The organism is Mycobacterium sp. E2699 (genome assembly GCF_001666745.1).
Lineage (GTDB): Bacteria > Actinomycetota > Actinomycetes > Mycobacteriales > Mycobacteriaceae > Mycobacterium.
This window is the reverse complement of record NZ_LZJH01000062.1, coordinates 1-21,010: the sequence shown is the minus strand read 5'-3', so window position 1 is coordinate 21,010 and position 21,010 is coordinate 1. Positions and strand designations below refer to the sequence as shown.

The following is a 21,010-nucleotide window of genomic DNA, read 5'->3' as shown; positions in this document are numbered from 1 at the left end:
GGCCACCGGCGGCGGACCGAACGAAATCAATATTTAAACCGCAGCACACACGCTCGAAACATTCCGGGCCGAGGCTTCACCCGTCTACGGCGTCACTTCGCACCGCAGCTGACGTATAGCCTTTGGTTCGAATTGGGGTGTGTCTGAACCATGTTGCCCTATCCCGATTGGCTGAATCCCGGCGACAACGCGTGGCAACTGGTGGCCGCGACCCTCGTCGGCCTGATGAGTATCCCGGGCATCGCCGTGCTGTACGGCGGCATCGTGCAGAAGAAGTGGGCCGTCAACACCATGCTGATGGCCTTCACCGGATTCTCGCTGGTGCTGGTCGTGTGGGTGCTCTGGGGCTTCAAGATGGGTTTCGGCGACCCGCTCAAGCTCGGACCCGGGATCCTGAGGGCCGCCGTCGGCATCCCCCACACCATCCTGTCCAGCAACAACCAGCAACAGGCCGTCATCCCACTGTTGGACGGCACGATGCCGAAATTCCGGTTCTCGCAGACCACGCTGGCGTACTTCCAGTTCGTGTTCGCCGCCATCACGCCGCTGCTGTTCCTCGGCAGCGTGATCGGGCGGATGAGCTTCAAGGCGTGGCTCGTCTTCGTCCCGCTCTGGTCGACGATCGCCTACTCGGTCAACGCCTTCCTGTTGTGGGGCGGCGGCTGGTGGGCCCAGGCGGGTGCCCTGGATTACAGCGGTGGGTACGTGATCCACCTGGCCGCCGGCACAACGGGATTCGTCGCCGCCGCGGTCATCGGTCCGAGGCTGGCGCGCGACCGCGACAGAGCCGTGCCGAACAACCTTCCCCTGGCCGCGGTCGGCGCCGGCGTGCTGTGGTTGGGCTGGAACGGGTTCAACGGCGGTGACCCATACTTTTCCGGCGCCGACGCATCGCTGGCGGTGCTCAACACCAACCTCACGACCGCCGTCGCGCTGCTCACCTGGGTCTTGTGGGACATCTTCGCGAGCAGGCAGCGTAAGCCCACGTTCCTCGGTGCCGTCAACGGCATGATCACCGGCCTGGTGGCCATCACCCCGGCGGCCGGCTTCGTCAACAGCTTCGGCGCGATGATCATCGGCGTCGTCGCCTCGTCCATCGTCTGGATGTCCTGGAACTGGCTCGGCAGGACCAGGCTGTTCGCGAAGGTCGACGACACCCTGGGCGTGTTCCACACCCACGGGGTGGCCGGCCTGTCGGGCGGGTTGCTCGTCGGTGTGCTCGCCGACCCGAAGATCGTCGAATACCTGGGCGGCAGTGCGGGATCCGACGTCACGTTCTCCGGGTGGCTGTGGGGCCACCATCCCAAGCAGATCCTGATTCAGGCCGGCGCCGCGGGCACGGTCATCGTCTGGGACGCGCTCGTCACCTTCGTCATCCTGAAGGTCCTCGGCATCTTCATGAAGTTGCGGCTGCCCGAGGAGGTCCTGGAAACCGGGGACCTCGGCGTGCACGACGAAGAGGCCTACCCCGACGAAGCCCTCGTCACGGGCCGGCGGACCGAGCCGTTGGCGGCCACGCGGTCCCCGGCGGTGGCCGCCGAACCGGCCGAGACGGCCGACGATTGAGGCCGTGACGTCGCCATGAAACTGGTCACCGCGATCGTCCAGCCCTTCACGCTCGACGACGTCAAGCACGCCGTGGAGGCCGTCGGCGTGCTGGGCCTGACCGTCACAGAGGTCCAGGGCTACGGCCGGCAGCGCGGGCACACCGAGGTCTACCGCGGGGCCGAATACGTGGTGGAGTTCGTCCCCAAGGTCCGCGTCGAGGTGCTGGTCGATGCGGAGTTCGCCGGGCGTGTCGTCGACGCGATAACGACAGCGGCCCGTACCGGGAAAATCGGCGACGGCAAGGTCTGGGTCTCGACGGTGGACAGGGTCATCCGCATCCGGACCGGGGAACGCGACCACGACGCGCTTTGAGGTGTCGGCGGTCGGAAAATTATTCCGCACGCGGCGCGCCGAGAATCTGCGAAATGTGACATTTACCTCTTTTATCCGCGATTCTAAGAGGCTCTTATTTATTGAACCGCCGGAACCGCGGGTCTGACCGGTTCGCTCAGCTGCGGAATGTCCTGTTGCTTCGCGGGTATAGGATTCGCTACCTGTCGGCTCTGCGCGTCGGCAATAAAGGAATTCTAAGCGCAAATCGGGCGTTCGGTGTGACGTGTCCGACAGCGTCGATGTCGAATTCTTTTTGCCCGTAATTCGCTCGGTAAAATTTTTGCAAAAGCGCCGCCTGCGGGCGGCGGGATCCGGTTCATGCCGGGGCGCTCGGCGCCCGCCGAGGAGGCCGGAGGTCCTACGAAGACAGCAAAGGCGGTGCCAGCATGCTCGGAGTGAACCATCGACATCAGGCCAGAGACGGCGACGTCATCGAGTTGGGCGTGGCGGCCGGGTTCCCGATCGTCGTCGAGATCGGCGTGCACCACGGTCCCATCACCGGCATCGCCGCCACCGCCGACGGCACCCGCCTCCTGGTGGCCAACCACGCCCGCGACACCGTCTCGGTCATCGACACCGAGACGTGCCGCGTCGTGCGGACCGTTCCGGGCTTCGGCGAGCCCTTCGCGCTCGCCGTGGGTGGCCGCGACAGCAACCGCGCCTACGTCAGCAGCGTGGCGCCGGCGTACGACTCGATCGCCGTCATCGACGTGCCGACCAACTCCGTCGTCGCCACGCATCCGCTGGCGCTGAGCGTGAGCGATCTGGCCGCGAGCCCCGACGGGCGTTACGTCTATGCGGGCCGAAACGGCGCCGGCGGCGCCGACGTCGCCGTCCTGGACACCAAGACCGGTGACGTGAAAGAGGTCGCGTGGGCGAACCGGCCGGGAACCACCACCGCGTGCGTGCGGACCAGCTCTGACGGCGGCCGCCTGTACGTCGCCACCAACGGCCCCGCCGGCGGGCAGCTCGTCCTCGTCGACACGCGGACGCCGGCGCGGTCGCGCGCCATCGGCACTGTCGAGATCGGTTTGCCCATCCGCGACGTCGCGCTGAGCCCCAACGGGGCGATCGCCTACGTGGTCAGCTGCGCCCCCGAGTCGGGAGCGGTGTTCGACGTCGTCGACACCCGCACCGCCAAGGTCACCGGTACGCGCAAGATCTCCGAGATCGGCGGCATCGTCACCGGCTTGAGCCTCAGCGGCGACGGCGATCGCGCATATGTGGTCAGCGACGACGGCATCACGGTGCTGTGCACCCTCACGCACGACGTCGTCGGCACCATCGGGGTGGCCAACCAGCCGTCCTGTGTGGTCGAGAGCGCGGACGCGAAGTACCTCTACGTCGCCGACTATTCCGGCACCGTCACCGTGGCGCCGGTCGCCTCGATCGTCGTCCTGGGCATCGAGACATCGGTGCCTGAGAGGGAGACCGCGACCGATTGGGTCGCGCCCGAGCTGCCTCGCTGCGAGCCGGCCCTGGCCTGACCATTGGGAGCCGATCGCGGGCCAAGACGCGTAAAACGCACATTGTCGGGGGAACCCGTTTTCTCATGGCGCGCGCGGCGATAGCATTCGCCCGACCGCACGTGGCGGTGTCGCGCTGAGAGTAAGGCGGTACCTCGATGGACAGCACGATGCAGGACTTCCCGTTGACCATCGCCGCGATCATGCGGCACGGCTGCGGCGTCCACGGAGCACGCACGGTCACCACCGCCACCGGCGATGGTTACCGGCGCATCACCCACCGCGAACTGGGTCGGCAGGCCGCCCGGTTGGCAAACGCGTTGCGCCGCCTCGGCGTTACCGGGGATGAGCGCGTCGCGACGTTCATGTGGAACAACGCCGAACACCTGGCGGCCTACCTCGCGGTGCCGTCGATGGGCGCCGTTCTGCACACCCTCAACATCCGCCTGTTCCCCGAGCAGATCGCCTACGTGGCCAACGAGGCCGAGGACCGGGTCGTGCTGGTCGACGCGTCGCTGGTCAAACTGCTCGCCCCGGTCCTCGGCGAACTCGAGACCGTACAGGCGGTGATCGTGGTCGGCGACGGCGACACGGCCGCGCTGGAGGAATCCGGTAAGACCGTGCTGGACTACGCCGAGCTGCTCGACGCCGAATCCCCCGACTTCGACTGGCCGGAGATCGACGAGCGCTGCGCGGCCGCGATGTGCTACACCAGCGGCACCACCGGCAACCCGAAAGGCGTTGTCTACAGCCATCGTTCGAGCTTTCTGCACGCCATGTCGGCGTGCACCACCAACGGCATCGGCGTCGGGGCGGTCGACAGCGTGCTGCCGATCGTACCGATGTTCCATGCGAACGCGTGGGGTCTGCCCTATGCGGCGCTGCTGGCGGGTGCCGACCTGGTGCTTCCCGACTGCCATCTCGACGCCCGCTCGCTGATCGACATGGTCGAAACCCAGCGGCCCACGTTGGCCGGAGCTGTGCCGACCATCTGGAACGACGTCCTGCACCGGCTGGAGGACGACCCCGAGCACGACATGTCGTCGCTGCGCCTGGTGGTTTGCGGCGGCTCGGCCGTGCCGGTATCGCTGATGCGCACCTTCGAGGAAAAGCACGGCGTGCAGATCCGGCAGCTGTGGGGCATGACCGAGACGTCGCCGATGGCCACCATGGCCTGGCCGCCGCCGGGCACCCCCGAGGACCAGCACTGGGCGTTCCGCGCGACGCAGGGTCAGCCGGTGGGCGGGGTGGAGATGCGGATCGTCGACGACGACGGCGCGGTGCTGCCCAACAACGGCGAGGCCGTCGGCGAGGTGGAGGTCCGCGGCCCGTGGATCACCGGCTCCTACTACCTGGGACGCGACGACTCGAAGTTCGACTCCGGCTGGCTGCGCACGGGCGACGTGGGCCGCATCGACGAGCGGGGCTTCGTCACGCTGACCGACCGGGCCAAGGACGTCATCAAGTCCGGTGGGGAATGGATCTCGTCGGTCGAGCTGGAAAACTGCCTCATCGGCCACCCGCAGGTGCTCGAGGCCGCCGTCGTCGGGGTGCCCGACGAGCGTTGGCAGGAGCGGCCGCTGGCCGTCATAGTGGCCAAGCATTCGTCGGTGAGCGCCGAAGACCTGCGAAAGTTCCTCGCGGACAAGGTAGCCCGCTGGTGGCTGCCCGAGCGATGGACGTTCGTCGACGAGATTCCGCGCACCAGCGTGGGCAAGTACGACAAGAAGGCGATCCGGGCGCGATACGCCGAGCACGGCTATTGGGTGGTCGAGGCCCGCGACTGAGCGGCCTGTGAGGCGCGCGACTGGAAAGGTGCGGTGCGTACATGAGCCTGCGCGTCGTTCAGTGGGCGACCGGATCGGTCGGCACCGCGGCCGTCAAGGGCGTGCTGGACCATCCCGATCTCGAGCTCGTCGGCTGCTGGGTGCACTCGGAAGCCAAGGCCGGCAAGGACGTCGGCGACATCATCGGCACGCCGCCGTTGGGTGTCACGGCGACCAACCGCGTCGACGAGGTGCTCGCGCTGGACGCCGACGCGGTCATCTACGCGCCATTGCTGCCCGACGCCGAGGAAGTCGCCGCGCTGCTGCGCTCGGGCAAGAACGTCGTGACCCCGCTCGGGTGGTTCTACCCGAGCGAGAAGGAGGGCGCCCACCTGGAAGTCGCCGCGCAGGCCGGCAATGCCACGCTGCACGGCGCCGGGATCGGGCCCGGCGCGGCCACCGAACTGTTTCCCCTGCTGTTGTCGGTGATGTCGACGGGCGTGACTTTCCTTCGCGCCGAGGAGTTCTCGGACCTTCGCACCTACGGTGCGCCGGACGTGCTGCGCTACGTGATGGGCTTCGGCGGGGCGCCCGACAGCGCGCTCACCGGGCCGATGCAAAAGCTGCTCGACGGCGGCTTCACCCAGTCGGTCCGGCTCTGCGTCGACCAGCTGGGCTTTGCCGCCGGGCCCGTGCGGTCGTCGCAGGAGGTGGCCGTCGCGACCGCGCCGATCGACTCGCCGATCGGGACGATCGAGCCCGGCCAGGTGGCCGGGCGCCGCTTCCACTGGGAGGCGCTGGTGGGTGACGCGGTGGTCGTGCGGATCACCGTGAACTGGCTGATGGGTTCCGAAAACCTCGACCCGCCTTGGTCATTCGGGCCGGCTGGGGAGCGCTACGAGATCGAGGTGCGCGGCAACCCGGACACCTTCGTGACGATCAAGGGATGGCAGCCGGAAAGCGTGGAGGCGGGGCTGCGGAGCAACCCGGGCATAGTCGCGACCGCCGCGCACTGTGTCAACGCGGTCCCTGCCACCTGCGCCGCCCCGGCCGGGATTCAGAGTTTCTTCGACCTACCGTTGATCACCGGTCGGGCCGCTCCCGTGTTGGGGCGATGACGCCGCGAGACATAATCTGTTGCGAGGCCTTTCGGCGTGTCGTCGCAAGTGGTTATGTGTCGCGAAACCTCGCCGGACCGCCTTCGGTACCGTCGGAAGCATGTGCCGACTTTTTGGCTTGCACGCCGGGACGGATGTCTGCACCGCGACCTTTTGGTTGCTCAACGCCCCGGACAGCCTGGCCGAACAGAGCCGGCGGAACCCCGACGGGACCGGCCTGGGGGTGTTCGACCGCGGGGGCCGGCCGCAGCTGCACAAGGAGCCGATCGCGGCCTGGCACGACACCCAGTTCGCCACCGAGGCACACGAGCTGACCGGCACCACCTTCGTCGCGCACGTCCGCTACGCGACGACCGGGGCACGCGAGGTGCGCAACACCCACCCCTTTCTGCAGGATGGCCGGATCTTCGCCCACAACGGCGTGATCGAGGGGCTGGACGACATCGACGAACGGCTGCGCGAGCTCGGCACTGAGGACCTGGTCCTGGGCGAGACCGACTCCGAGCGGATATTCGCGTTGATCACCGGATCGATCCGCGCCCACAACGGCGACGAGGCGGCCGGCCTGGTCGACGCCGGCCGCTGGCTGGCGGCAAACGTGCCGATCTACGCGGTCAACGTCTTGCTGAGCACGGCCACCGACATGTGGGCGCTGCGTTACCCGCAGGCCCATGAGCTCTATGTCCTGGACCGGCGACTGGATGGTGCGCCCGATTTCGATATGCACACCAACCGAATTCGCGCGTGGTCCGAGCCGCTGTGTACCCGGTCGTCGGTGGTGTTCGCCACCGAGCGGATGGACGAGGACCCACGCTGGAGCCTGATCGCGCCCGGCGAGCTCGTCCATGTCGACGCCGGGTTGCGCGTCACCACAGAGTTGGTGCTGCCTGACCCGCCGACCCATCAGCTCCGTCGCGAGGATCTCAGCGAGTCGGTTCAGCGCGCGCAGCACACCGGTACGTCGGCGTGACAAGCCGGCGCGCGCTGGTGCTCGCCGGCGGCGGTATAGCCGGAATCGCTTGGGAGACAGGGGTGTTGCGTGGTATCGCCGACAAGTCGCCGGCGACGGCGCGGGCGCTGCTGGATTCCGATGTGCTGGTGGGCACGTCGGCCGGCGCGGCCGTCGCCGCGCAGATCGGCAGCGGCTGCCCGCTGCAGGTCCTGTACGACCGGCAAGTCGCGGAGTCGTCGGGCGAGATCGATTCCGGTGTCGACGTCGACGACATCACCGAAATCTTTTTGACCGTCCTGGCCGAACCGTTCGACGAGGCGCAGGACAAGACCCGGCAGCAGATGCGGCGGATCGGGGCCGTGGCGGTGGCCACCAAAACGGTGCCCGAGGCCGTCCGGCGCGGGGTGATCGCCCAGCGCCTGCCGTCACACGACTGGCCGCATCGGGCGCTGCGGGTCACCGCGATCGACGTCGCCACCGGCGAACTGGTGGTGTTCGACCGGAACTCCGGCGTCGGGCTCGTCGACGCGGTGGCGGCCAGCTGCGCGGTGCCCGGCGCGTGGCCGCCGGTGACGATAGGGGCCCGGCGCTACATGGACGGCGGGGTGGCCAGCTCGGTCAACCTTGCGGTGGCGAGCGACTGCGACGCGGCGGTGGTGCTGGTGCCGTCCGGCGCCGACGCGCCGGCGGCGTTCGGTGCGGGGCCGGCCGCCGAGATCGCGGCGTTCGCCGGCCCGGCGTTCGCGGTGTTCGCCGACGCCGACTCGCTGACGGCCTTCGGCCCCAATCCACTGGATCCGCGCTGCCGCATCGATTCGGCCGTGGCCGGGCGCGAACAGGGCCGCCGCGAAGCGCACGCCGTGGCGCGGTTTTTGGGCGCCTGAGTCCCGCGGGTCAGCCCTCGAGCGCGGGCCGCTCGGCCTGCTCCGGCTCGGTTTGCAGCGCGTCCAGGGCGGCGTCGGCCAGCGCCCGGCCCGCGGCGATCACTTCCACCGCCCGGTGGAACTCCAGGGCCCGGCACGTCGAACGCGGCACCTCGATCAGCAGGTCGGGCGGGTAGGCCGCCAGCGTGTGGCGCGCCAGCGCGGATTGGGCGATGTCGATGGTGCGGTTCATCACCTCGAAACCGCCCACTTTGGGAACCGCCGGAAGCTCGGCGACGTCGTCGGGACCGATACCGTCGGCTTCCGTGTCGTCGGACCCGAACCTGCCGAGCACGGCTCGCGCGGTCCGCCGGTCCAGCAGGGACCGCGCCGCCGCGGTGTCCAGCAGCGCCGACGTGCTGCGCACCATGCGGCTCAACCACTCGACGGTGGCCCCCGGTTCCGCGTCGCGGTGGTCGGCCACGCCGCCGGCCTCGCTGCCGCTGAGGCTGACCGCGATGGTCAGGTCGGCGTTCACCGCGGCGATCGGCGCCATGGGCAGCGGGTCGAGGATGCCGCCGTCGGCCAGGAGGCGTCCGTCGAACGCGTGTGGGGCGATCACCCCCGGGATCGCGATGGACGCGCGGATCGCCTCGTCGAGGGGCCCGCGCTGAAACCACACCGACTTGCCCGCCAGCAGGTCGGTGGCGACCGCCGTGTAGGGGATGGGCAGTTCCTCGATGGACACCGGGCCGAGGATGTCGCGCACCGCGTCCAGGATCTTCCCGGCCCGCAGCACGCCCGCCGCGCTGATGGACGGATCCAGCAGCCGCAGGATGGTCCGTTGGGTGAGGGACTTCGCCCAGTCGGCGAACTCGTCGAGGCGCCCGGCCGCATGCAGCCCGCCGACCATCGCGCCCATCGAGGAGCCGGCGATCCCGACGATCTCGTAGCCGCGCGCCCGCAGCGCCTCGATCACGCCGATGTGGGCGTAGCCGCGGGCCCCGCCGCTGCCCAGCGCCAGCGCCACCCGGGTGGGTGATGAGCGACGCGGCATGTGTTCATTCTGCGCGGCCGGGGGCCCCGCCAACCGCCGGGCGGGCACTTTTTGTATGCATGATCACAATTGCGCGCGCGGCCCGCGCTAACCGCATTCGTCATTGGCCGCCGCCCGTGCGGCGGTGATCACGGCGGCCTGCCGGGCGAGCGTCAGGTCCGACCATCGGGCGCTCCAGGTGCCCTCCGTGCCCGATGGCGAAGCCTGGACCATCGCCAGGTACGGCTCGAACAGCGACCCACCGGTCCTGGGCTGGGCCTCCATCCAGACTTTGGCCGCGTGACAGGCCTGGAAATACTCCTCCTCGGTCGAATCCGCGGGGACGTCGACCCTGGTCGTCACCCCGCCCGGGGTGAGCCCGATGGCGCCCGGCGGCGCCGAGGCGGGGCCGCGCGGGATGTCCGAGGGGCGCGCCGACGCGGATGTCGCCGTGCCGCCGGGTGCGCCGTGCGAGCAGCCCGCGACCGCCAGGATGAGCGCGACGGCGACAACCGCGCGCCGCCGCCCGGGGCGATCGCCGCAACAGTGCACCGTCTCAATCTATGCAACACTGGCGGCCGTGATGGAGCGCTTCGGATTTTGCGAGTGTTGTCGGCCGTAACACGCCGCCGCTTGCCGACCCGTTGACCCTGGAGCTCCTCGATGTCAGTTTCCGTTGCCTCCCTGCCCGCAAAGCCCGCGTCGGGGCCCACCCGCCTGCGGGTGCCCGACCTCCTGCACGCCACCGACCAGGCCGCCGACCACCTGCTCAGTGGGCGCTTCGACCACCTGCTGCCCAAGGGCGGGGTGCCGGGGTCAAAACGCTGGTTCACCCGCATCGACGGCGACGACGAACTAGACGTGTGGCTGATCAGCTGGGTTCCCGGCCACGCCACCGAGTTGCACGACCACGGCGGGTCGCTGGGCGCGCTGACCGTGGTTTCCGGGTCGCTCAACGAATTCCGTTGGGACGGGCGCGTTTTGCGGCGGCGCCGGTTGGACGCCGGTGATCAGGCCGGGTTCCCGCTGGGCTGGGTGCACGACGTGGTGTGGGCACCCAGGCCCGTTCCGCAGCCGGCGACGAAAACGGCGCCCGCGGCCGTGCAGCCGACCCTGAGCGTGCACGCCTACTCGCCGCCGCTGACCGCCATGTCGTACTACGAGGTCACCGACCGCAACAGGCTGCGCCGTGCGCGCACCGAACTGACCGACCAACCGGAGGGATCGTGATGAGCCGCATCGACGTTGTCCTGAGATCGGCGCGGCGCCGGTTGCGCCGCCTTCGCGCCACCGAGGTGCCTGAAGCGCTGCGGCGCGGGGCGGTGCTGGTCGACATCCGGCCGCAGGCCCAGCGCTTCCGCGAAGGTGAGCTGCCGGGCGCGCTGGTGATCGAACGCAATGTCCTGGAGTGGCGCTGCGACCCGACCAGCGAAGCCAAACTGCCGCAGGCCGTCGACGACGACGTCGAATGGGTGATCGTCTGCTCGGAGGGCTACACGTCCAGCCTGGCGGCGGCCGCGCTGCTCGACATCGGGCTGCACCGCGCCACGGACGTCATCGGCGGCTACCAGGCGCTGGCCGGATCGGGTGTCCTCGACGAATTGATCGGAACGTCCGCCGGCCCAGGTGTGCCGGCGCGCACGGGCAGCATGGTTCGCTGGCTCTAGCTACCCGGTGGAGGTGGCGTCGGAATGGAGCAGCGGCCTCAGCTTGGCGGTCTTTTCGGCGGTCCAACCGGGGGGCGACAGCACGGCGGCCCAGCCGTCGGCCGCATCGGCGACATAGTGGTGACCATGTCCGGCCGGCACGTCGACGGCCACCGCCATGTCCGCGGTTACCTGAAGGAACGTCACCACCGGGATCCAATAGGTTTCGGGCAGCACGTCGTAGCCCCGCTTCTCGCGCAGCCAGTCCGGCTTGGCGAACAACAGGTCGGGCGACCACCAGGCGATCGGGTCGGAAGCGTGCTGCAGGTACACCACCCGCGGATGGTCCCACGCGGCATTCGGACGCTCCAGATCACTTGCGCGGGAGACGAATCGGACGTTCTTGCCGTCGTTGTAGATCGGCAGCCACTCCGGCGAACCGCTGTCGCGGGTGGAGGTCAGATCCGTCCAGATGGTGTTTTGGAACGTCGGCCCGCTGAACAGCGCGCCGTCGGTGCGCGCGAGCACGTTGTTCAGGCTCATGAACGGCGCCTCGCCGCCGAACGATCCCAGGCTCTCGCCGAACACGACGAGCTTGGGGCGTTGTCCCTCGGGCATCTGGCGGATGAGCCGGTCGACCGCCTCGAACAGCGCCTGGCCGGCGTGGCGGGCGTTCTCCTTGTCCACCAGGAACGACAGCCAGCTCGGCAGGAACGAGTACTGCATGCTCACGATCGCGGTGTTGCCGTTGTACATGTACTCGAGCGCGTCGGCTTCTGCCTCGTTGATCCATCCGGTGCCGGTGGTGGTGCCGACCGCGACGACGGCGCGCTGCAGTCCGCCGGTGCGCTGCAGCTCACGCGCCGCCAGGTCCGCGGTCGCCGTCATGTCTTCGGCGGAGTTCAGCCCGGCGTAGGCCCGAATCGGCTCGGTGGCAGGAGTCCCGTTGAAGGCGGTGAGCTGGGCAACCGTCGGACCGGCTTCGACGAAGATGCGGCCTTGATGGCCCAGCGACTCCCACGACACCAGCGATTGCGGGCCACCGGACCGCAGCGGCGTTTTGGGCGCCGCGGTATCGGGACTCATCTCGTTGTTGGCCGAGGCGAAGGTGTCGTTCATGGTGCGCATGGCGAACTTGAGCACGACGCCGTTGAGCAGGGTGATGGTCAGCACCAGCAGCCCGACGATGACGATGGTCACCGAAAGGCGAAACGGTGCAACGCGATCCAGCTGCTCCACCAGAAATCGGACCAGCCAGCGGAGGAACTGGCCGACTTCGACCAGGGCGAACAGCACGACCAGCGACAGGCCGGCGGCCACCGGGTAGTCGTACCACTTCAGGTGCTGCACGCCCATCAGGTCGCGCACGCGGTCTTGCCAGACGTGGAACCGGATTGCCATCACCACCATGCCGGCCGCGCCGACCGGGATCAGCACCATCCACGCCCAGCGCGGCGCGGGCGGGCTGTAATTCTTGGTGCGCATGAAGCGCACCAGCCAGACGCCGAAGACCCCGAACCCGTAGCCGATGGCGCCGGAGATGCCGCTGACCAGTCCCTGGAACAGCGCGCCGCGCGGCAGCAGCGACGGCGTCATCGAGAACCAGATGAAGACCACGCCGACCGTGGTGCCCATGAAGGTGTAATGGCGTACCCACCAAGGCTTCTCGCGTGAGCGTGATCCTCGAGGCCGGCCGGTTTCCGGTGTGGCTGCCGGCTTGGCTTCGCGGCCGGCTTCGTCCTCGGGGGCGGTCGTCGCGGGACTCGGCTCGCTCATTGAAGCGTCCTATCGGTGGGTGAAGTTGGGTGGCCGCTTCTCGATGAATGCCGCCATGCCCTCTGACTGGTCCTCGGTCGCGAACGTCGAATGGAACAGCCTGCGTTCGTAGAGCAGCCCTTCGGACAGGGTGGACTCGAAGGCGCGGTTGACGGCTTCCTTGGCCATGCGCGAAGCCGACCGCGACATCTGCGAGATCGTGGTGGCGACGGCCTTGGCCTCGGTGAGCAGGTCGTCGGCCGGCACGACCCGCGAAACCAGGCCGCTGCGTTCGGCTTCCGCGGCGTCGATGGTGCGCCCGGTCAGGATGAGGTCCATGGCCTTGGCCTTGCCGATGGCGCGGGTGAGCCGCTGCGAACCGCCCATCCCGGGCAGCACACCGAGTTTGATCTCCGGCTGGCCGAACTTCGCGGTGTCGGCCGCGATCAGCAGGTCGCACATCATCGCGAGCTCGCAGCCGCCGCCCAGCGCGTGACCCGCCACCGCGGCGATCGTGGGCGTGCGGACGGCGGCGAGTTTGCCCCAGGCGGCGAAGAAGTCGGCGTCGAACGCGTCGGCGAACGTCAGGGCCGCCATCTCCTTGATGTCGGCGCCCGCCGCGAACGCCTTGGCCGAACCGGTGATGATGATCGCCCCGATGTCCGGATCGTTGTCCAGTTCGGTTGCCGCGCCGGTGACTTCGCGCATCACCTGGCTGTTGAGCGCGTTGAGCGCCTGCGGCCGGTTCAGCGTGATAATCCCGACCCGCTGGTCTCGCTCGACGATGATGGTCTCGTAATTATCGGTCACCCCAACCGCCTTTCTAGAAACTCAGGTCGTCGTCGACCGGCGCGAAATACGCCTCGACGTCGGCCTCGGTGATTTCAGCCAGCGTGGCCGGCGACCACTTCGGATTGCGATCTTTGTCGATGATCTGCGCGCGGATGCCCTCCACGAAGTCGTGCGCACGCGACGCCGCCGACGACATCCGATAGTCCTGGGTCAGAACTTCTTCCAGCGTTTCCATCTTGGCCGCGCGGCGCAGGCCCTCGAAAGCCACCGACACCGCGATGGGGGAGCGGGTCGCGATCACGTTAGCGGCGTCATTGGCCGGTCCCGCGTCATGCCCCCGAAGCGCGGCGATGATATCCACCACGCTATCCCTCGCATAGCACTCGTCGATCCACTCCCGTTGTGCGACAAGCTCACTCGGCGGAGGCTCAATCGCGTACCGGGACAGCGCGCTTTCGACACCGTCGGCGACGGTCGCCCGGGTGAACGCGTCGAGTTCGCTGTGCGGCACGTAGTGGTCGGCGAAACCCAGCGCGATGGCATCGGCGCCGGTGAACGGCGTCCCGGTCAGCGCGGAGTGCATACCCAGGGCGCCGGGCGCCCGCGACAGCAAGTACATCTGGCCGACGTCGGGGATGAAGCCGATGCCGACCTCGGGCATGGCGACCTTCGAGGTTTCGGTCACCACCCGCACGCTCCCGTGTGCGCTGACGCCGACGCCGCCGCCCATCACGATGCCATCCATCAGCGCCACGTACGGCTTGGCGAACCTGCCGATCTGCCCGTTGAGCAGATACTCGTCCCGCCAGAATCGGCGCGCCTCGGCCCCGTCCGTGCGCATGCTGTGGTAGAGCGGCACCAAGTCGCCGCCCGCACACAGGCCGCGCTCCCCGGCGCCCGCCAGCACCACCGCGCGCACCGCGTCGTCGGCTTCCCAGCGGGTGAGCACGGCGGTCAACGCGTCCACCATGTTCCGGTTCAGCGAGTTGATGGCCTTGGGGCGGTTGAGCGTGACCAGCCCGACACCGCTTTCGACGCGGGTCAGGACATCATCGGATTCCTCAGCTTCCTCACTCAATGCGCCAGCCTCCCAGTCGCCGCCCGGTCTCGACCAGCAATCTAGATCGTCACGACTCGAGCAATGCCCGCGGGTAAGGTTTATGTTTGACCGGACGACAACCACCGCAGAGTTCGTTACGAGGCCGGAAAGAGCCGACAAAAGCCTGGAAACCCTCAGAAAACAGCAGGTCCGCCGGGAACCCGGACGGCCCGCTGGTCGTTGAGCAGTTGTTCGCACAGCTCGAACCCACAGTCCCATAGAGAGGATCCGACGGTGCGGGAGACAAGTAACCCGGTATTTCGCTCGCTGCCCAAGCAGCGGGGCGGATACGCGCAATTCGGCACTGGAGCGGCCCCAGGCTACTACCAGACCGACCCCTACATGGCTCCCTATCAGGAGACCAAAGCTTCCCGTCCGCTGACCATCGACGACGTGGTCACCAAGACCGGCATGACGCTGGCCGTGCTGACCGCCGCGGCCGTCGTGTCCTACTTCCTGGTGGCCTCCAACCTCGCGCTGGCGATGCCGCTGACCCTCATCGGCGCGCTCGGCGGCCTGGGTCTGGTGCTCATCGCGACCTTCGGCCGCAAGCAGGACAGCCCCGCGATCGTGCTCAGCTATGCCGTGCTCGAGGGCCTGTTCCTCGGCGCGATATCCTTCGTCTTCGCCAACTTCCAGGTCTCGAGCGCCAATGCGGGCGCGCTGATCGGCGAGGCTGTGCTGGGCACCTTCGGCGTGTTCTTCGGGATGCTCGTCGTCTACAAGACCGGCGCCATCCGCGTCACGCCCAAGTTCACTCGCATGGTGGTCGCCGCCCTGTTCGGTGTGCTGGCCCTGATGCTCGGCAACTTCGTGCTGGCGATGTTCCACGTCAACGGCGGCACCGGCCTGGGCCTGCGCAGCGGCGGAACGGTCGCGATCATCTTCTCGCTGGTGTGCATCGCCATCGCCGCGTTCAGCTTCCTGATCGACTTCGACGCGGCCGACCAGATGGTGCGGGCGGGGGCGCCGGAGAAGGCGGCCTGGGGCATCGCGCTGGGCCTGACCGTGACGCTGGTCTGGCTGTACCTCGAGATCCTGCGTCTGCTCAGCTACCTACAGAACGACTAGCTCGCTTCGACGAAAAGGGCCGGCACCGCGGTGCCGGCCCTTTTTCGTGCGTCGCGCCGCTTGGGCGCCGAGCAGACACAAAAGCCCCTCCCCGACGGCGTGTCGCGGGGCTTTTGCGACTGCTCGCGGTGATCTCGGCCGCGGTCAGCTCAGCCGCTCGATCACCATCGCCATGCCCTGGCCGCCGCCGACGCACATGGTCTCCAGGCCAAGGGTCTTGTCGTGCGTCTGCAGGTTGTTGAGCAGCGTGGTGGCGATGCGCGCGCCGGTCATGCCGAAGGGGTGCCCCAGCGCGATCGCCCCGCCCGACACGTTCAGCTTGTCCTCGTCCATGCCGAGCTCGCGCGAGGAGCCCAGCACCTGGACCGCGAACGCCTCGTTGATCTCGTACAGGTCGATGTCGCCGATCGACATGCCGGCCCGGGCCAGCGCCTTCTTGGACGCCTCGATCGGGCCCAGCCCCATGATTTCCGGCGAGAGGCCGCTGACTCCGGTGGACACGATGCGGGCCAGCGGCGTCAGGCCGAGCTCTTTGGCCTTGGTGTCGCTGGTGATCACCAGCGCGGCCGCGCCGTCGTTGAGGGGGCAGGCGTTGCCCGCGGTGACGGTGCCGTTGGGCCGGAACACCGGCTTGAGCTCGGCGACCTTCTCGTAGGTGGTGCCGGCGCGGGGGCCGTCGTCGGTGCTGACGGTGGTGCCGTCGGGCAGGGTCACCGGGGTGATCTCGCGCTCGAAGAACCCGCTCTTGATCGCCTCCTCGGCCCGGTTCTGACTGCGCACCCCCCAGCGGTCCTGGTCCTCGCGGCTGATGCCGGTCATGATGGCGACGTTCTCGGCGGTCTGGCCCATCGCGATGTACACGTCGGGCAGGTTCCCGTCCGCGCGGGGATCGTGCCACTCGTCGGCGCCCGCGGCGGCCGCCGCCGAACGCTCCTGAGCCTCGTCGAACAGCGGGTTCTTGGTGTCGGGCCACGAGTCGGAGTTGCCCTTGCCGAACCGCGAGACGGTCTCGACGCCCGCGGAGATGAAGGCGTCGCCCTCGCCCGCCTTGATCGCGTGGAACGCCATCCGCGTGGTCTGCAGTGACGACGAGCAGTACCGGTTGACGGTGGTGCCGGGCAGGAAGTCATAGCCGAGTTCGACGGCGACGACGCGGGCCATGTTGAAGCCCGACTCGCCGCCCGGCAGGCCACAACCCAGGATCAGGTCGTCGATCTGGTGGGGGTTCAGTGCGGGGACCTTGTCGAGCGCGGCCCGAACCATCTGGGTGGCAAGGTCATCGGGTCGCATGCTGACCAGCGACCCCTTCATGGCCCTGCCGATCGGCGAGCGGACGGCTGAGACGATGACGGCTTCGGGCATGGCTGTTCCTTCCGGCGGCTGCGGATCGCTCCATGTGCGGGTGTGCGTTCACCCGACGGGCCAGACCAAATCTAGTCGGTGGCCACCGGCTCCGACGCAGACGGGGCGGCCGAGCCCGATACCGGCCGCCGCCACAGCCGCGACATCACGCTCAGCCGGGTGTGGGCCGCGCCGAGCACCGGCGCGGCGCCCGGGGCCAGGACGTCGGGCGTCAAGTCCTCCGCTTCGACGCCCAGGGCGTCGCACACCGCGAGCAGCAGCGCCTCGGCGGCCAGCGCGTAAGCGGTTGGGGAGGGGTGGAACCCGTCGGCGGAGAACATCAGCTCGCGCTGGGTCCGGAATTGGCTCGCGAGCAGCTGCGCCATCGGCACCGGCACGCCGCCGGCGCCGCGGACGGCCGCCGTCTGGGCGCGGGCGAGCTGCGATGTGCGCGCGTGAGCCAGCGAGCGAAGCGGTTGGGGGATGGCGCTGACGACGCCCAGGTCCGGGCAGGTGCCCACGATGACAACCGCGCCGCGGGAGCGCAACTTGCGGACGGTCAGCGCCAGCCGCTGCGCCGACTGGCTGATGCCGTTGAGCGCCGTGACGTCGTTGGCCCCCAGCATCATCACGGCCACGTCCGGCGGCGGCCCGGCCACGAACATCGCGTCGACCTGACCGGCGACACCCTTGGACGTCGCGCCGACGATGGCCTTGGTGCTCAGCCGCACGGGCTTGCCGGTCCGTTCGGCGAGTCCGCGGGCGATCAGCACCCCGGGCACTTCCTCGGGGCTGGTGCAGCCGTACCCGGTGGCCGTGGAGTCGCCGAAGATCATCAGGTGGACGTCGACGGGCATGCCGCGCTGCCAGCGCTGCACGGGCCCGCCACCGGTGCTGTACACGCCGTCCGCCCGCGGCGGGATGTCCCAGGCCTTGGGGATGACGGTGCGCGTGTGCGCCGCCTGGCCGACGAGCAGGTTGCGTGCGCCCAGATAGGCTGTACCCGTCGAGGCGAGCGCACCGGCTGTGGCCAGGGCGATCGTCGAACGGCGCGGCACCCGGATGGTCACGAAATCAAGTTTAGATCCGCTCCGGGGTTTGCGCGGGCGGCTTATGAACAATGCGGTCACGTTGTGAATCAAATGTGGTATCGAATCAGATTCTTCAAACGTTCTACCCGGTAACGCCTGTCAAGCTACTTTTTAGGGGTTGGCTGAACGCCCTGGGGAGCCGTGCTGAACCAGACGGTTAGCTGCCTCGTCACATGCTGTATCGCACTACAACGGCGTAGGAAGTGTTGAGCATGACCGCACCCAGCAAGGTATCCGGTTCGCCCCGGAATGCCGTTCGGCCACACGAGGTCCTGAAGCGACGTAGAGTTGAGGCACGCAGATTTGCCATCAGCGACGGCGCGCCGGTCGAGGTACTCGAGTCCGGGCCCAGCGTTGCTGCGCGGGTGGCTAACCTCGCCTCCCGCCTGACCATCCGACCCGTTCTGGCCGTCGGCAGCCACGCCCCCAACTGGCCCTGGCCGTGGGGGCTGATCGACGTCGCGGCCCGCGTCCTGCTCCCGGTGTCCGCGACCGTCCGCGAGACCGTGAACTTGCCCAATGCTTCGGCGCAGCTCGTGCGCGCGCCCGGGGTGCTGCCCGCCGACGGCACCCGCCGGGTCGTGGTGTACCTGCACGGCGGCGCGTTTTTGACCTGTGGAGCAAACTCCCACGGCCGCCTTGTGGAGGCCCTGTCGGAGTTTGCTGACTCGCCCGTACTGGTGGTGAACTACCGGCTGTTGCCCAAGCATTCGGTGGGCATGGCGCTCAACGACTGCCACGACGCCTACCGGTGGTTGCGCGAGCGCGGCTACCCGCCGGACCAGATCGTGCTGGCCGGTGACTCCGCGGGCGGGTACCTCGCGCTGGCCCTGGCGCAGCGTCTGCAGGAAGAGGGCGAGGAGCCCGCGGCGCTGGTGGCGATCTCGCCACTGCTGCAGCTAGCAAAGGAATGCAAGCAGGCCCACCCCAACATCAATCGCGACGCGATGTTTCCTGCCAACGCGTTCGACGCGCTCGTCGAGTTGGTTGCTAGCGCCGCCCGGAAGAACATCGTCGACGGCAAACCCGAAGAGATCTACGAGCCGCTGGAGCACATCAAGCCGGGCCTGCCCCGGACGCTGATCCACGTTTCCGGGTCCGAGGTGCTGCTGCACGACGCGCAGTTGGCGGCCACCCGGCTGGCGGCGGTCGGCGTGCCTGCCGAGGTGCGGGTCTGGCCCGGCCAGGTGCACGACTTCCAGCTGGCCGCGCCGCTGGTTCCCGAGGCGATCCGGTCGCTGCGCCAGATTGGCGAATACATCCGCGAAGCCACCGGCTAGCGCGACGACGGCGAGTGCCGGCACGGCGCGAGTAAGGAGTCGCGCCATCGGACCCAGCGAGTGTGCGCCGCCCGAATCCGCCTGACACGATGAACGCATGCGGATCGCGCAGCACATCAGTGACCTCATCGGTGGAACGCCGCTGGTTCGGCTGAACTCCGTCGTCCCCGACGGCGCCGGCACCGTGGCGGCCAAGGTCGAATACCTCAACCCCGGGGGCAGCTCGAAGGACCGGATCGCGGTGAAGATGATCGACGCCGCCGAGGCCAGCGGGCAGCTCAAGCCGGGCGGCACCATCGTCGAACCGACCTCGGGCAACACCGGCGTCGGCCTGGCGCTGGTCGCCCAGCACCGCGGCTACAAGTGCGTGTTCGTCTGCCCCGACAAGGTCAGCGAGGACAAGCGCAACGTGCTGCTCGCCTACGGCGCGGAGGTCGTGGTGTGCCCGACGGCGGTGCCGCCCGACCACCCGGACAGCTACTACAGCGTCTCCGACCGGCTCGTCACCGAGATCGACGGCGCCTGGAAGCCCGACCAGTACGCCAACCCGGAGGGTCCGGCCAGCCACTACGCCACCACCGGGCCGGAGATCTGGGCCGACACCGACGGCAAGGTGACCCATTTCGTGGCCGGCATCGGCACCGGCGGCACGATCACCGGAGCCGGCCGCTATCTCAAGGAGGTGTCCGGCGGCCGGGTGCGCATCATCGGCGCCGACCCCGAAGGCTCGGTGTACTCCGGCGGCACCGGTCGGCCTTACCTGGTCGAGGGCGTCGGCGAAGACTTCTGGCCGAAGGCCTACGACCGCACCGTGCCCGATCAGATCATCGCGGTCTCGGACTCCGACTCGTTCAACATGACGCGGCGGCTGGCCCGCGAGGAGGCGATGCTCGTCGGCGGGTCATGCGGGATGGCCGTGGTTGCAGCGCTCAGGGTCGCGGAGGAAGCCGGACCCGACGCACTGGTGGTGGTCCTGTTGCCTGACGGCGGGCGCGGCTACCTGTCCAAGATCTTCAACGACGCGTGGATGTCGTCGTACGGGTTCCTGCGCAGCCGACTCGACGGGTCGACCGAGGAGTTCACCGTCGGCGACGTGCTGCGCCGCAAATCGGGTGCACTGCCCGACCTGGTGCACACTCATCCGTCCGAGACGGTGCGCGACGCCATCGGCATCCTGCGCGAGTACGGCGTGTCGCAGATGCCGGTGGTCGGCGCCGAGCCGCCGGTGATGGCCGGCGAGGTGGCCGGCAGCGTGTCCGAGCGCGAGCTGCTGTCGGCCGTCTTCGAGGGACGGGCGAAGCTGGCCGACGCCGTCTCGCAGCACATGAGCCCGCCGTTGCCGATGATCGGCGCCGGCGAGTTGGTCGGCGCGGCCGGCAAGGCGTTGCGCGACTGGGACGCGCTGATGGTGGTGGAGGAGGGGAAACCGGTCGGGGTCATCACCCGGTACGACCTGTTGGGCTTCCTGTCGGAGGGGCCGCGGGCAGCGTCGGGTCGGCGTTAGCCGGGCGCGGGTCGCGGGCGTGCAAATCTCGCCTTAAACCTCTTCGCGGGCGCGGCCCTCAGGTACTGTAATGCGGCCTGGTTCAGCTAACTCAGTGGAGGGTTGCCCATGACCGATCAACCGTCGTCCGGCGAGTCTTACCAGCCACCCCCCGGGCCCGGCGGCCCGCCACCCCCCCCCGGGCGCCCTCAACCGGTAGCCGCGAGGGGGGGGGGGGCCAGCGACGGCGTGCGCGTCGCCGTCGCTGCGGCCGCAGCAACGAGCACGCCATCTCCTGCGTGTCGGCGGG

19 protein-coding genes are annotated in these 21,010 nt (G+C 68.9%); 12 read left to right on the top strand and 7 right to left on the bottom strand.

The annotated features are described in order from the left end of the window. Positions 1 to 150: 150 nt before the first annotated feature. The 7 genes from A5696_RS09635 (at position 151) to A5696_RS09605 (ending at position 8,127) form a co-directional block, all read left to right on the top strand. The gene (locus A5696_RS09635) at positions 151 to 1,566 is read left to right on the top strand and encodes an ammonium transporter (RefSeq protein ID WP_067877009.1); all 1,416 of its coding nucleotides are present in this window, start codon (positions 151 to 153) and stop codon (positions 1,564 to 1,566) included. Positions 1,567 to 1,581: 15 nt separating this feature from the next. Then, a complete protein-coding gene (locus A5696_RS09630; RefSeq protein WP_067877006.1) occupies positions 1,582 to 1,920 on the top strand; it encodes a P-II family nitrogen regulator in 339 nt (112 codons plus the stop codon). Positions 1,921 to 2,327: 407 nt separating this feature from the next. Then, positions 2,328 to 3,428: a YncE family protein gene (locus A5696_RS09625; RefSeq protein WP_067877001.1), complete on the top strand. Its 1,101-nt coding sequence runs from the start codon at positions 2,328 to 2,330 to the stop codon at positions 3,426 to 3,428. A gap of 137 nt (positions 3,429 to 3,565) precedes the next feature. Then, complete coding sequence (locus A5696_RS09620) at positions 3,566 to 5,194, top strand: long-chain fatty acid--CoA ligase (protein ID WP_067876998.1); 1,629 nt, start codon at positions 3,566 to 3,568, stop codon at positions 5,192 to 5,194. A 41-nt stretch (positions 5,195 to 5,235) separates the two neighbouring features. Beyond that, a complete protein-coding gene (locus A5696_RS09615; RefSeq protein WP_067876995.1) occupies positions 5,236 to 6,291 on the top strand; it encodes a dihydrodipicolinate reductase in 1,056 nt (351 codons plus the stop codon). A gap of 100 nt (positions 6,292 to 6,391) precedes the next feature. Continuing rightward, positions 6,392 to 7,261, top strand: a complete 870-nt coding sequence (locus A5696_RS09610; protein ID WP_067876993.1) for a class II glutamine amidotransferase — start codon at positions 6,392 to 6,394, stop codon at positions 7,259 to 7,261. Beyond that, the gene (locus tag A5696_RS09605) at positions 7,258 to 8,127 is read left to right on the top strand and encodes a patatin-like phospholipase family protein (protein ID WP_067876985.1); all 870 of its coding nucleotides are present in this window, start codon (positions 7,258 to 7,260) and stop codon (positions 8,125 to 8,127) included. Before A5696_RS09610 ends, A5696_RS09605 begins: the two co-directional genes overlap by 4 nt. 10 nt (positions 8,128 to 8,137) lie before the next feature. Here the strand turns inward: A5696_RS09605 and A5696_RS09600 are convergent, their stop codons facing one another. Together A5696_RS09600 and A5696_RS09595 are read right to left on the bottom strand one after the other, a co-directional pair. After that, positions 8,138 to 9,163 carry a patatin-like phospholipase family protein gene (locus A5696_RS09600; protein ID WP_156738317.1) on the bottom strand — a complete coding sequence of 342 codons (1,026 nt, stop codon included), beginning with the start codon at positions 9,161 to 9,163 and terminating at the stop codon, positions 8,138 to 8,140. A gap of 87 nt (positions 9,164 to 9,250) precedes the next feature. Continuing rightward, on the bottom strand, positions 9,251 to 9,694 hold the full coding sequence (locus A5696_RS09595) for a lipoprotein LpqV (protein ID WP_067876974.1): 444 nt from the start codon (positions 9,692 to 9,694) through the stop codon (positions 9,251 to 9,253). 111 nt (positions 9,695 to 9,805) lie between these two features. On the opposite strand from A5696_RS09595, the gene A5696_RS09590 reads away from it, so the two are divergent. After that, entirely contained in the window at positions 9,806 to 10,372 is a 567-nt protein-coding gene (locus tag A5696_RS09590) for a cysteine dioxygenase family protein (protein ID WP_068279883.1), read from the top strand. Then, complete coding sequence (locus A5696_RS09585; protein ID WP_067876970.1) at positions 10,372 to 10,809, top strand: rhodanese-like domain-containing protein; 438 nt, start codon at positions 10,372 to 10,374, stop codon at positions 10,807 to 10,809. Before A5696_RS09590 ends, A5696_RS09585 begins: the two co-directional genes overlap by 1 nt. Here A5696_RS09585 and A5696_RS09580 read toward each other — a convergent pair whose 3' ends face one another. From A5696_RS09580 to A5696_RS09570, 3 genes are read right to left on the bottom strand one after another with little or no spacing between them, the layout of a single operon-like run. Beyond that, a complete protein-coding gene (locus A5696_RS09580; RefSeq protein WP_067876967.1) occupies positions 10,810 to 12,564 on the bottom strand; it encodes an alpha/beta-hydrolase family protein in 1,755 nt (584 codons plus the stop codon). A 9-nt stretch (positions 12,565 to 12,573) separates the two neighbouring features. Further along, positions 12,574 to 13,353, bottom strand: a complete 780-nt coding sequence (locus tag A5696_RS09575) for an enoyl-CoA hydratase (RefSeq protein WP_067876964.1) — start codon at positions 13,351 to 13,353, stop codon at positions 12,574 to 12,576. 13 nt (positions 13,354 to 13,366) lie between these two features. Further along, positions 13,367 to 14,413, bottom strand: a complete 1,047-nt coding sequence (locus A5696_RS09570) for an enoyl-CoA hydratase/isomerase family protein (RefSeq protein WP_067876962.1) — start codon at positions 14,411 to 14,413, stop codon at positions 13,367 to 13,369. A 255-nt stretch (positions 14,414 to 14,668) separates the two neighbouring features. Between A5696_RS09570 and A5696_RS09565 the strand changes: the two genes are divergently transcribed. Continuing rightward, the gene (locus A5696_RS09565; RefSeq protein WP_067876959.1) at positions 14,669 to 15,505 is read left to right on the top strand and encodes a Bax inhibitor-1/YccA family protein; all 837 of its coding nucleotides are present in this window, start codon (positions 14,669 to 14,671) and stop codon (positions 15,503 to 15,505) included. A 144-nt stretch (positions 15,506 to 15,649) separates the two neighbouring features. Here A5696_RS09565 and A5696_RS09560 read toward each other — a convergent pair whose 3' ends face one another. Together A5696_RS09560 and A5696_RS09555 are read right to left on the bottom strand one after the other, a co-directional pair. After that, on the bottom strand, positions 15,650 to 16,867 hold the full coding sequence (locus A5696_RS09560) for an acetyl-CoA C-acetyltransferase (protein WP_067876957.1): 1,218 nt from the start codon (positions 16,865 to 16,867) through the stop codon (positions 15,650 to 15,652). A gap of 71 nt (positions 16,868 to 16,938) precedes the next feature. Then, the gene (locus A5696_RS09555) at positions 16,939 to 17,904 is read right to left on the bottom strand and encodes an SGNH/GDSL hydrolase family protein (RefSeq protein WP_156738319.1); all 966 of its coding nucleotides are present in this window, start codon (positions 17,902 to 17,904) and stop codon (positions 16,939 to 16,941) included. A gap of 245 nt (positions 17,905 to 18,149) precedes the next feature. Here A5696_RS09555 and A5696_RS09550 point away from each other — a divergent pair, with 245 nt between their 5' ends. Beyond that, positions 18,150 to 19,217 (top strand): alpha/beta hydrolase, encoded by a 1,068-nt coding sequence (locus A5696_RS09550; RefSeq protein ID WP_067876953.1) that lies wholly within the window; start codon positions 18,150 to 18,152, stop codon positions 19,215 to 19,217. A 97-nt stretch (positions 19,218 to 19,314) separates the two neighbouring features. Next, a complete protein-coding gene (locus tag A5696_RS09545) occupies positions 19,315 to 20,721 on the top strand; it encodes a cystathionine beta-synthase (protein ID WP_067876952.1) in 1,407 nt (468 codons plus the stop codon). Positions 20,722 to 21,010: the final 289 nt, after the last annotated feature.